Here is an 11,255-nt window from a genome sequence, read left to right as displayed (position 1 = left end):
CCGGCCCACCGCATGCTGGCCCACCGCTTATGAGGCCGTCGCAGCCACCTCGATACATGGGTACGGACGTCCAGCGAGATGCCGATACACCGCCGCGCTCGCGCGAGCATCCGACGGATGCGCTCGTGACACCGGCATGGGTCGCCGACCGGCTCGAGCAGTTCCGGGCGCCTGACCCCGACTACCGGCTGGTGGAGGTGGACCTCAATCCCGCCTTCTACGCCGATGAACACATACCGGGTGCAGTGGGCCTCGACTGGGAGCGTGACCTCCGAGCGACAGACCGGGTCGACGTCGTCGGGCCGGCGGCGTTCTCGGACCTGCTCGGCCGGCATGGTATCGACAAGGAGACGACGGTCGTCGCCTACGGTGACAATTCCGGGCTGTTCGCCGCCCACTTCTACTGGCTGTGTCGCTACTACGGCCACGATGATGTGCGGCTGCTCGACGGTGGCCGCGGCGGCTGGCTCGCCGAGGACCGCCCGACCACGGACGCGGTTCCGGACCCGCCGGTCGTCGACTACGGCCCAGTCACGCCTGACGAGTCGATCCGGACGCGCCGGGAGGCGGTGTTCGACGCCGTCACGGAGCCGTCGACCCCGCCGACGTTCGTCGATGTCCGGCTTCCCGAGGAGTACACCGGCGAATTGACTGCGCCGCCGGGCCTCGGCGAGGCCGCCCAGCGTGGCGGTCACATCCCCGGCGCAGTCCACGTCTACTGGGACGAGAACCGCACTGACGGCCGGTTCAGGCCACCCGACCAGTTGCGCGAACTGTACGCTGACCGCGGCGTCACGCCTGACGAGCCAGTCGTCACCTACTGTCGCATCGGGGAGCGTTCCGCGATGACGTGGTTCGTCCTCCACGAACTGCTCGACTACGAGGATGTCAGTCACTACGATGGTTCGTGGGTTGAGTGGGGGAACCTCGTTGGCGCCCCCATCGAGACCGGTGGGCTGGGCGACTAACGGAGCGCGACCGCACAGTAACCAACGACGCCGTCTCGGCGCCCGCTCGTGTCGGCGCTGGTGGCGTACTGGAGCCGGTCGCCCGTCTCGGCACCCAAACGTTTGGCGGCGGTCAGTCCGGCGACGGTCGCCCACGGCCCACACATGCTGTGGCCGTCGGCGATGGCGGCGGTGACACCGTCGACATCCAGCGTTGCGACCGCCTCCACCACCGGCTCGTCTGCGGCGACGGCCGCCTCGTGGGGTGCGTAGTGTGTCAGGTCCGTCGAGACGACGAGCCCGACCGACTGATCGACCGACGCGGCGGCGTCGGCGACGGCCCGTCCGAGCGCCTCCGCCCGCTCCGTACCCGCCCGTGTGAGACACACTGGAACGACCGACACGGAGCCACAGCAGTGCTGGAGGAAGGGTATCTGCACCTCCAGGGAGTGTTCGCCGGCGTGGCTCCGCGCATGGAACGTCGCGGCGTCTGTCTCGGCGAGACGGTCGGCAAGGGTCGCGTCGACATCGACGGTCCCGAGCGGCGTCCGCCAGCGGTCGTGAGGAGCGACGGCCGCCGGCGGACCGGTTCCGTCGTGATTCGGGCCCAGAACGACGACGGTGTCGGGCGGGTCGGCGGCAAACTGGGCGTGGGCATGGGCGGCGACCGGTCCCGAGAACTGGTAGCCGGCGTGAGGTGCGACGACGCCCACTGGGCGCTCGTCGGGCGCGACGGTCGCCGGCTGGCCGGGGCCGTACTCGTGGGCGAAACAGTCGGCCACCTGCTCGCGGAGCGCCGACTCGTCGCCAGCGTAAAACCGGCCAGCGACGGCGGGTGGCCGCTCGTCGACCGTCCGCGAGCGACCGCCGTCCGCCGCGGCCTCCCGGTCGGCATCGAACCGGCGGACGCGCAGCCTCTCGTCTGGCGGCTGGGTGAACGCCCGCGCGGTGAACCGCTTAATAGTGGTAGACTCGCGGCGCCAGGCGTCGTCCGCCAGTCCCGCCTTCCGGCAGGTCTCGGCGAGGAACTGCCGTGCGTCCCAGCCGTTATCGACGGCTACCTGCGGCAGTAGAAGTCCTCGTCGACGGCCCAACTCGACGACGAGACCATCCCGGCCTACCTCGACGGCCTCCACACGCTCGGCCGGCTCCGTTCCGTCGACCGGGATGAACGTCGAGAGCACGGTGACGGTCACGGTCAGACGCGGCGGTTCGTCGGTCCGGACCGGGGGAAGCCGAGGGTCGTTCACGGCGGCGTCCGTTGCGGCCTCAACGACTGTCTCCCGCAACGGCTGGTCAGGGTCAGGCCGGCCGATGCAGCCGCGCAGTTGGTCGTCCCGCTCCAGGGTGACGAACACGCCACAGGCAGCGTCCAGTGCCGGGACGCGCCGGTCGGGTGTCCCCGGCGGCTCCCCTGCGGCGACCCGCTCGACCGTCTCGCGGGCGAGGGCCACCAGCCGCTCGCCGGCCGCGTGGTCCAACTCGTCGGGAAGGGTCGGCACCGTAGGCATAGCTCAGGCGAACGGGCGGGGGCGGCCACGGGTGGTGCCCCGCGGCTCACCCACGAGTGGTATTTCGTGGCCGCAATCGGGACAGGTGCCGTCCGCGAGGGCGAGTTCACGCACCGCGAATCCTTCCCGGCGGACGAGCAGCCGCCCGCAGCCCGGACAGTGCGTTGACTCCGACTCGTGGCCGGGGACGTTCCCACAGTAGACGTAGTCGAACCCCAATTCGCGGGCGACATCGAGCGCCCGCTCAAGCGTGTCGACGGGCGTCGGCCGGCGGTCCTGGAGTTGGTAGGCAGGGTGGAACCGTGAGAAGTGCAGCGGCAGGTCCGTGTCAGCGATATCACGGAGCCGGCGGAGTCGCTCGCGGACGGCCGGCTCGGCGTCGTTCTCGCCAGGCACGAGCAAGTTCGTCACCTCGACGTGGACGCCGTGTTCGCGGAACCGCTCGATCGTCTCGTATATAGGGTCTGGATCGGGGACGCCGACGTGCTCGCGGTAGAACGCCGCGTCGCCCTTCAGGTCGACGTTGATAGCATCGAGGTGCGGTGCCAGCGTGTCGACGGTCGCAGTGGTCATATAGCCGTTCGAGACGAAGACCTGCAGCGCACTCGGCGGCGCCGCCCGCATCGTATCCAGCGCGTACTCCATGAACACCGTCGGCTCCGTGTAGGTGTACGCCAGCCCGTCGACATCGCCGCCGACGCGGGCCGCCAGTGTCTCCGGCGATCGCGTCATCTCCGTGACGTCCGCCTCGTCGTACTCGAGGGCAATCCGGTAGTTCTGACAGAAGTCACACGCGAAGTTACACCCCTTCGTCGCAATCGACAACACGGACGCGCCCGGCGCGACGTGGAACAGGGGCTTTTTTTCGATGGGGTCGACCGACGCCGACACCGCCTGCCCATGGGTGGTCAGAAGGAGTCGGCCGTCGTGGTTCTCGCGAACGCCGCAGACGCCCTGCTCGCCCGGCGGGACAACACACCGCCGGGGGCAGACGCCACACCGGACGGTCTTGCCGTCGCGTTCGTAGTGTTCCGTCTCCCGGCCAGCGTCGGCCGGGTCGCCGCTCGTTGCCATGCTTAGATGTACGCCGCAGAGTCAGAAGCACGCCGAGCCGAACAGGTTCGGGCACTCACTGGCCGCCGGCGCCCCGTTCCACGAGCAAGCCGCCACCCGTTCGACAACGACAGCATGTCCCGTCCCATTCGAGTGGATGCCGTCAACGGTGCGCTCGTGCCACGCTGCAACCGACCGCGCGACGGGTCGATACGAATCGACGCACTCGGCGACGCGTCGTTGTACACAAGCGCGCGTGCCGGCTGGGCGTCACTACACGGGACGGATTCGGGCGTCTCGGGTAGAAGCAGTGGCACCAGCCCGACAAACGTGTGCCACTCGGTCCGTGCGGCCAGTCGGTCGTCCAGCCATACGGCCCGCGCGGAACTGCTCGCCTGTCACTGTACCGGCGCTCGCGGGCACAATCCCCTTCGGGCTGGGCTACCACGTCTCATGCATGCGAACACTGGTGGTGGGGGCGACGGGGTTCGTCGGTCGACGGCTGGTCCGTGCGCTCCACGAGCAGGGCCACGACGTGGTGGCGTTCTCGCGGTCGGCAAGCGAGACAGCGTTCCCAGACGGGGTCGAGCCGTTCGACGGCGACATGGGCGACCCTGACACGCTGGGCGGCCTCTGCGAGGATGTCGACGTGGCCTACTATCTGCTCCATTCGCTGACGTCGGCCAACTTCGCCGAACTCGACCGTCGGTACGCCGCCCGCTTTCGGGATATGGCGACGGCTGCGGGCGTCGACCGGGTGGTGTATCTGAGCGGCATCAGCGGCGACGAGACGGACCTCTCGCCACACCTTGCCTCACGACGCGAGGTAGAGACGGTGCTCGCGGACGGGAGCTTCGACCTGACGGTACTGCGGGCGGCCATCATCATCGGCCCGGAGAGCGCCAGCTTCCGCATCGTCGACGACCTGACCGACCGGCTCCCGGTAATGGTCGTCCCTAAGTGGGTACGGACACCGTGTCAGCCCATCGGCATCGATGACACTGTCGAGTACCTGGTGCGATTGCTCGACGCCGAGGAGACACGCGGCGGCACCTACGACATTGGCGCGCCGGCAGTCTGGTCCTACGAGAAGCTGCTGCGCGAGACGGCCCGGCTGAAGGGTCGACGTGTGTTCATCATCCCCGTTCCGGTCATGACCCCCGGGCTCTCCTCACACTGGCTCCGCTTCACCACGGATGTCCAGTACGAGATTGCCCGGCCGCTGGCCGAGAGCATGCGCCATCCCGTCACCGTCAATCCTGACCGAGACCTCCACCAGGTCATCCCTATCGACCGCACGGAGATTCCCGACGCCATCGAGCAGGCGCTGGCGGCCTGATCGCGTTAGGTACCCGGCAGGACGTCGCCCAGCGAGGCCCCGACCGCCATCACGACCGCGGTAACGAGACACTGGCTGGTCGCGACGAGCGGTTCCGCCCAGTCGACGCGGCCCCAGATGGTCATCAGTCCGAAACCAGTGACAGCCGCGATAAGCGGGATTGTCACCAGCCGGACCGGCACCACGCCGAACAGCTGGTCGTCGGCTACCCGTTCGAAGTTGGCCGCGTGGAGGATTCCGTAGGTGAGTGCTAGCCCGACGAGCGCCGTCGCGACGAGCAGGAACGGTCGTGAGGCGATAAACGCCCCGACCTCGAGTGTCCCGCCCTCCACAATCATCGGAATCCCGAAAATGAAACTTCCAACCAGTGCCTCTCCGACATCGCGGCTGTCGAACGTATCTCGGAGCCGGCCGACGAGCCGGGTCGAGCGACTTTGCCGGAGCGTCCGCATCGTCTCGATGACCTGCTCGCGCTCTTCGGGAGAGTCGACCAGCTCGGCCAACTCCTCCAACTCTTCGAAGACATCCTCGATATCCGGCTCGGGCGCGGAGGGGTCGGCGCGCTCAGTATCCATACCGACGGGCTCGCGACCGGACGGGTAAAAGCGGGCGGTCGCTTCCTGGGTTACTCGGTGGAGACAGGAATCTCCGTCGCGTCTCGCAGCGGCGCAAGATGAGCCTGCGCCCGCTCGTCGAGTGGGAATGTTCCCGCGAGGTCCGCGGGCGCCTGGCCGTGGACGACGCGGCCAAACGGGCCGGCCACAGCCGGGTACGCCCGCTCGGCCAGCCGGACGGCCCGCTCGTCGGCCCCGGAGCGGCGCAGTAGCCGCGCGACCGCCGTCTGTCCCGCGTGGACCTGGTCGCCCTCTACGAGAATAAACGCGAACGGTCGGTCGTCGAACTGGGCCTCGAGGAACGCCTGCACCGGCTCCGCATCCCACGATACCGTCTGGAGGTCGGAGTCGGCAGTCAGCCGCTCAGCGACCCGTCGGAACAGCCGTCTGCTGCCGTCGTAGACGAGCAGCGGGCGAGCGCCGTCAGTCACTACCCTTGGTACGGGTGCGAGCCGTTTCAATTGGCCGATTCCGCGGATTCCACGGACAGTACGATTGGCTCGTCGTCACTCCGCTCGTCCGCCTGGTCGCCAGCCTCGTCACCGAGGAGGCCGACGGCGACCAGGTAGCCAGCCGCGCTTCCGAGGCCTGCACCGACGCCAGCGCCCACGGGGCCAAGCTGCGATCCGATAGCCGCGCCGTACCGGCCGCCGGCCGCTGCGAACGCCTGTTGCCGTGCGACAGCCGTCTCGTCCTCGCGCAGTGCACGCTCGATTCGTTCAGCCATGGCCGCGGTAGGGCCTGCGGCCACAAACCGGCTGTGCCGACCGTCGGCGGAGCGCTTATTCCATTATGGGTTGACACATCGTCCGTCATGTCGACGAGTTCGATTCGCGGTACCGTCGCCGGCCTGGGGATGCGTGCGAACCCGGCCTTCGCCGGCGGCGTCGTGGGGGTATCGCTACTCGCGCTGGCGTACGCGGTGACCGTCGCCTCGGTCCAGATACACACGTATGTCCACGTGATGGCGGGCGTCCTCTGGACGGGGACGGACCTGTTTTTCGGGCTGGTGCTCGGACCGGTGGTCGGCGGCCTGGATGCCGAGAAGAGTGCGGCTGTCTTCCGCCGGCTTACGCCGAAGGTCGCCTTCTTTTTGCCGTCGCTGGCGCTGGCCACCATCGCGGGCGGCATCACCCTCGCCCAGCGGGTAGGCTGGTTCGAGAACGCCGGGCCGTGGCTGGCGCTGTTCACTGCCGTCAATCTCATCCCAATCCTCCTGCTGCTGGGCTGGCGGCTCGACGCCTACGATGATCGCCGCTGGCAGGCCGTCTTCGGGGTTGCGACGGTCGGCTCGCTGGCGTGGGTCGCCGCCACCGTCGGCTCGCTCACTGCCGCCGAACCCATCATCCTGCTGTCGCTGGCCATCGTGACGGTGCTGTCCGTCCAGGGGTTCGGCTTCCTGCTGCCCGGCGAGATTCGCATGTATCAGGAGATGGCCGCTGCCGAGCCGGATGCCGACGTCATCGCCCGCATCGGCGAGCGCAACGCGAAACTCGCGGGCGTCCAGGGGCTGTTCCAGCTCACCCTGATTGCCGTGATGGTGTATCTGCGCTACGGCGGGTTCTAACCAGGAGGTCAGTCTCCGTCGGCCGGTGTTGGCTCCGTCCGGGGCGTCTGCTCCCGAGAGGGGGCCCGGAGCGCGAGTGCGGCCAAGCCCGCGAGGATGGCGAGCGCTGCGCCCAGCCGGAACGTGGTCGTCCAGCCGGCGACGGTGACGGCCCAGCCGGTGGCGGCGCCGCCGAAGACGCCACCCCACATCTTCCCCGAGTAGAGCAGTGCGTAGTTGGCCGAGGAATTCGCCTCACCGTAGTAGTCGGCGACGATACTGGGAAAGAGGGTGTACTGTGGACTCCAGAAGAACGTCGCGACGACGACTGCCGCCAGGAACGCAACGGCGTTGCCGACCCGCGCGAACTCGACGACGGCCAGCAGCCCGAGCCCAAGCAGGCTGAAGGAGACGGCCATCGCCGCTCGCCGGCTGATGCGGTCGGACAGTTCGCCGATAATAAGCCGGCCGGCTCCGCCCGATAGCGGAAGCAGCACCGCCGACAGCGTCGCCGTACCCGCATCGAGGTTCATTGCCTCCGCGAAGGAGATGATCTTCGCCGTCAGCATCAGCCCCGCGCCGCTCACTCCGACGAACATCAGATACATGACTGGGAACTGCCAGGTGGTGAGCATCTCTCGCCACGTGAACGACTGGTCGGTGTAGTCGGTCGTCCCGTCGTCTTCGCGGTCGTACCACGACTCGGGCGGGTCACGGAGGACGAGCCCAGCCAGGAGGATAGCCGCGAAGATGATGACACCCATCACCCGGAGGACGGTCCCGTAGGCGGAGACATCGGCGTTCGCCCGGACGAACGGGACGAACAGCGCCGCACCGGCGGCAAACGCCATCGTTCCCAGGCCGGTCGTCAGCCCGGTCCGGTCAGGGAACCACTTGATGGCGGTATTGACGGCGACGGTGTAGACGATGCCGACACCGACGGCCCCCAGTGAGTAGAGGAGGTAGAGTTGCCAGATGCTCTCGGCGTACGCGAGCAGGAAGTAACCGCCGCCTGCGAGCACGGCCGCCACGAGCGTGATAGCTCGCGGACCGTGGCGGTCGCGCCACCAGCCGACGGGGAACTGCGAACCGGCCTGGAAGATAACGAACAGCGTGAACACGAGTCCCAGCGCCGGTAGCGGGATACCCAGGTCACGGGCGATGGGCCCCTCGATTGACGACCAGACGTACTGGTAGGGGCTGATGACGGCCATCGAGAGGACAGCCGCGACGATGAGCCACCACCGCGAGAAGCCGAGATGCTCCTTCGCACGGGCACCGTAGTCGACGTCGCCCCCGGCGTCGGTGGCCATCAGTAGGCGCCGACCGAGCCGTCCTTGCGCGGTTCGGTCGCCCCCGACAGTACGCCCTCCTCGTTGCGCACCAGCTGCGCGCCGCCGAACATCCCCGCATGCAGCACGGAGATGTCGTGGCCGCGTCGGTCCAGCGGCGCCCCGACCGACGCTGCGAGCCGCTCTTCCAGCGCGAGATCGCCGTCCTCGCGGTAGCGCCACCGCGGCTCATCGAGCGCCCGCTGAACGGGCATATCGTAGTCGATGACGTTCGAGAGCACCTGGACGTGGCCCTGCGGCTGCATGTAGCCGCCCATCACGCCAAACCCGAGCCAGTCGTCATCCGCGAGCTTCGCCACCGCGGGGACGAGCGTGTGGAACGGCCGCTTGCCGGGTTCGAGCCGATTGGGGTGGTCGTCGGACAGCGAGAACGACGCCCCACGGTTCTGGAGTGCGATACCGGTGTCGCCGGCGACCAATCCGGAGCCGAAGCCGGCGAATCGGGAGTTGATATATGAGACGACGTTCCCTTCATCATCAGCTACACACAGGAGGACGGTATCGGCATCCTCGGCGTGTGCGTCGGGGACGCCGAAGGAGACATCGCTCGGCTCGTCGTCGATGTCGGCCGCACGGTCGGCGGCGTACGCCTTCGAGGCCAGCGGTGGGATCTCCTCGTAGTCGGGGTCGGTAATGTAGCGATGGCCGTCGTGGAACGCTCGTTTCATCGCTTCGCCGAAGGCGTGGACCCGATCTGGGGAGTCGTAGGCGTGCTCGCCAGCGCCGATCTGCTCGGCGATATTGAGTGCCTCCAGCGCGATGAGTCCCTGGTTGTTCGGCGGGAGTTCGTACACCTCGGCGCCGTTGTACGTCGTCTCCACAGGCTCGACAAACTCCGGTTCGAAGGCCGCCAGGTCGTCGACGGTCATGAAGCCACCCTTCGATTGCACCTCGTCGGCGATGGCCTCCGCGATAGCCCCCTCGTAGACGACGTCGGCGCCCTCTTCGGCGACCCGCTGTAAGGTCGCGCCCAGCTGTGGGAGTTGGACCCGCTCGCCGACCGTCGGTGGCCGGCCGGCCGGCAGGTACGCCTCGCGGGCGTGGTCATCGTCGAACAGGTCGTCGGCGTGTTGCCACTGCGCGGCGACCACCTCGCTGACGGGATACCCCTCTGTGGCGTACTGGATGGCAGGTCCAAGCGCGTCAGCCAGCGTCAGCCGTCCCAGTTCCTCGACGGTCGTCTCCCAGCCCCGGGCGGTCCCCGGTACCGTCACCGTATGCGGGCCGTGCATCGGCATCTCGGCGTCGGCAGGGGCTTCGTCGTCGTCGGCGACGGCCTCGCGGACCCGCTCGCGAGTGGCGCCGGCGGGCGCGCCCCCACACGAGCGGAGCCCGCCCACCTCACCGTCGGCGGTTCGGTAGAGCGCGAACACATCGCCGCCGAGCCCGGTCGAGGTGGGTTCGACGACGTTGAGTGCAGCGGCGGTGGCGACGGCCGCATCGAAGGCGTTGCCGCCCGCGCGGAGCGTCTCGATGCCGGCCTCCGCGGCCAGCGGCTGGCTCGTTGCGACGACGCCAGCGTCGCCATATACCGTCGACCGCCGAGAGTTGAACTTGTCGAGATCGGGTCCGTCCATACTCGGCCTATATGCTCGCCCTCGTAAAGCGGGGCACCGAATATATCCGGGCGAACGGCAAAGACGGTGCGTTCGACCTTCAACGTATGACGTTCTCAATCTGCGTGCGCGAGCCAGGTCCGACGTTCGGCGTCGCGGTGGCGACGGACGCGCCGGCTGTCGGCGCGCTGGCGCCTTGCGTGAGTCATGCGGGGGCTATCAGCACGCAGGCGTTCGTCAACGTCCGGCTGGGGCGGCGGGGGATCGACCTGCTTGCGGATCTCGCGGTCGAGGACGCACTCACGGGCCTGCTCGCACAGGACGAGCACAGCGACCTCCGACAGGTCCACGGCGTCGACGCCCGCGGGAGTGGCTTCGCGCACACAGGCGAGGACTGCGACGAGTGGGCTGGCCACCGGGTCGAGGAGACGGTGACCGCCGCGGGCAACATGCTCGCCGGCCCGGAGACGCTCGACGCGCTCGTGGAGACGTATCGCGACGCGGACGGGCTGATCGGCGAGCGGCTTATCGCAGCACTGGCAGCTGGCCGGGACGCCGGCGGCGACGACCGGGGACACTCCTCTGCGGCCATCGCAATCAAGGCCCCTGAGACGACCGCCTACCACGATCTCCGGGTCGACCACCACGAGACGCCCATCGCGGAACTGCAGCGCGTGTACGCGGCCGCTCGTGAGGCGAGCGATGGGTTCAGCGAGGAATCGAAGCACCGCATCTTCGAGTAAACAGCCTCGGGCGCGGTGGCCCGAGGCTTTTGTTGGTTCCCTCAGCCGTGCGCTAGCACTCCCTGCTCGGCAAGCGAGCGGGATGAGGTTGGGCGGCTTACACGCCCCGACCCGGACAGACGCACCAACCGCACCTGCGGCTGGGTTTTGTGAGTCCGGTAATTCGATTCGTCGCCGTCGAGCTTCGCCTTCTCGCGCCACGCGATGTTCACCGACGCATTCCGGTCAGCGTGATCCTGCACCACGTCACACTCGTCGTTCGTACAGTGGAACCGTCCTCCCTGCCGATACCCACGCTCACCACAGCACGAACACGTCTGCGAGTTGTAGTACGCGTCAACCGTATCCGTGGGAATCTCTCGCCACGTCGCCTTGTACGAGACGAACTTCTCGAACTTGTGGAACGGCAGTTTGTGCAATCGGCGGTTCATATACGTCCCGTACTTGATTTCGTCGCGGATGCCGCTCATATCCTCGAACACGATAACCGGATTCGAGAACTGTTCTGCGAACTCCACGGCAGCACGGGAGAGCCGATGCAACACCCACTCGGTGAATCGTTCCTCTTTGTCATCGAGTTTCCGGTGGATGCTT

General features: G+C 68.0%; 12 protein-coding genes. 4 read left to right on the top strand and 8 right to left on the bottom strand.

All coding sequences use genetic code 11. From position 1 onward, the window contains the following. Positions 1 to 56 precede the first annotated feature (56 nt). The gene (locus tag ABEJ63_RS05710; RefSeq protein ID WP_375795392.1) at positions 57 to 968 is read left to right on the top strand and encodes a sulfurtransferase; all 912 of its coding nucleotides are present in this window, start codon (positions 57 to 59) and stop codon (positions 966 to 968) included. Here ABEJ63_RS05710 and amrB read toward each other — a convergent pair. Both amrB and amrS read right to left on the bottom strand, forming a co-directional pair. After that, positions 965 to 2,449 carry an AmmeMemoRadiSam system protein B gene (amrB, locus tag ABEJ63_RS05705; protein WP_375795391.1) on the bottom strand — a complete coding sequence of 495 codons (1,485 nt, stop codon included), beginning with the start codon at positions 2,447 to 2,449 and terminating at the stop codon, positions 965 to 967. The genes ABEJ63_RS05710 and amrB overlap by 4 nt on opposite strands. A gap of 12 nt (positions 2,450 to 2,461) precedes the next feature. Next, complete coding sequence (gene amrS, locus ABEJ63_RS05700; RefSeq protein ID WP_375795390.1) at positions 2,462 to 3,532, bottom strand: AmmeMemoRadiSam system radical SAM enzyme; 1,071 nt, start codon at positions 3,530 to 3,532, stop codon at positions 2,462 to 2,464. A gap of 436 nt (positions 3,533 to 3,968) precedes the next feature. On the opposite strand from amrS, the gene ABEJ63_RS05695 reads away from it, so the two are divergent. After that, complete coding sequence (locus tag ABEJ63_RS05695; protein WP_375795389.1) at positions 3,969 to 4,850, top strand: NAD(P)H-binding protein; 882 nt, start codon at positions 3,969 to 3,971, stop codon at positions 4,848 to 4,850. Between the two features lie 5 nt (positions 4,851 to 4,855). On the opposite strand, the gene ABEJ63_RS05690 is transcribed toward ABEJ63_RS05695, so the two are convergent. Genes ABEJ63_RS05690 through ABEJ63_RS05680 form a run of 3 tightly spaced genes read right to left on the bottom strand, consistent with a single transcriptional unit; the run spans position 4,856 to position 6,191 of the window. Further along, positions 4,856 to 5,425, bottom strand: coding sequence for a hypothetical protein (locus tag ABEJ63_RS05690; protein WP_375795388.1), 570 nt, complete (start codon positions 5,423 to 5,425; stop codon positions 4,856 to 4,858). A gap of 50 nt (positions 5,426 to 5,475) precedes the next feature. Beyond that, a complete protein-coding gene (locus tag ABEJ63_RS05685; RefSeq protein WP_375795387.1) occupies positions 5,476 to 5,895 on the bottom strand; it encodes a hypothetical protein in 420 nt (139 codons plus the stop codon). Positions 5,896 to 5,921: 26 nt separating this feature from the next. Then, positions 5,922 to 6,191 (bottom strand): hypothetical protein, encoded by a 270-nt coding sequence (locus tag ABEJ63_RS05680; RefSeq protein WP_375795386.1) that lies wholly within the window; start codon positions 6,189 to 6,191, stop codon positions 5,922 to 5,924. A 123-nt stretch (positions 6,192 to 6,314) separates the two neighbouring features. On the opposite strand from ABEJ63_RS05680, the gene ABEJ63_RS05675 reads away from it, so the two are divergent. Beyond that, the gene (locus tag ABEJ63_RS05675) at positions 6,315 to 7,031 is read left to right on the top strand and encodes a hypothetical protein (RefSeq protein ID WP_375795615.1); all 717 of its coding nucleotides are present in this window, start codon (positions 6,315 to 6,317) and stop codon (positions 7,029 to 7,031) included. Positions 7,032 to 7,039: 8 nt separating this feature from the next. Here the strand turns inward: ABEJ63_RS05675 and ABEJ63_RS05670 are convergent, their stop codons facing one another. Together ABEJ63_RS05670 and ABEJ63_RS05665 are read right to left on the bottom strand one after the other, a co-directional pair. Then, a complete protein-coding gene (locus tag ABEJ63_RS05670) occupies positions 7,040 to 8,323 on the bottom strand; it encodes an OFA family MFS transporter (protein ID WP_375795385.1) in 1,284 nt (427 codons plus the stop codon). Beyond that, positions 8,323 to 9,939 (bottom strand): gamma-glutamyltransferase family protein, encoded by a 1,617-nt coding sequence (locus tag ABEJ63_RS05665; RefSeq protein ID WP_375795384.1) that lies wholly within the window; start codon positions 9,937 to 9,939, stop codon positions 8,323 to 8,325. The genes ABEJ63_RS05670 and ABEJ63_RS05665 overlap by 1 nt, the downstream gene beginning before the upstream one ends. Before the next feature lie 86 nt (positions 9,940 to 10,025). Here ABEJ63_RS05665 and ABEJ63_RS05660 point away from each other — a divergent pair, with 86 nt between their 5' ends. Then, positions 10,026 to 10,661 carry a DUF1028 domain-containing protein gene (locus ABEJ63_RS05660; RefSeq protein ID WP_375795383.1) on the top strand — a complete coding sequence of 212 codons (636 nt, stop codon included), beginning with the start codon at positions 10,026 to 10,028 and terminating at the stop codon, positions 10,659 to 10,661. A 41-nt stretch (positions 10,662 to 10,702) separates the two neighbouring features. On the opposite strand, the gene ABEJ63_RS05655 is transcribed toward ABEJ63_RS05660, so the two are convergent. After that, positions 10,703 to 11,255 (bottom strand): zinc ribbon domain-containing protein (locus ABEJ63_RS05655; RefSeq protein WP_375795382.1); only part of this gene is annotated, 553 nt, incomplete at its 5' end.

This window comes from Halosegnis sp. (genome assembly GCF_042216475.1).
In the GTDB taxonomy this organism is placed as follows: Archaea; Halobacteriota; Halobacteria; order Halobacteriales; family Haloarculaceae; genus Halosegnis.
Note: the sequence above shows the minus strand (reverse complement) of the source record. Positions and strands in the feature narration are given on the sequence as shown.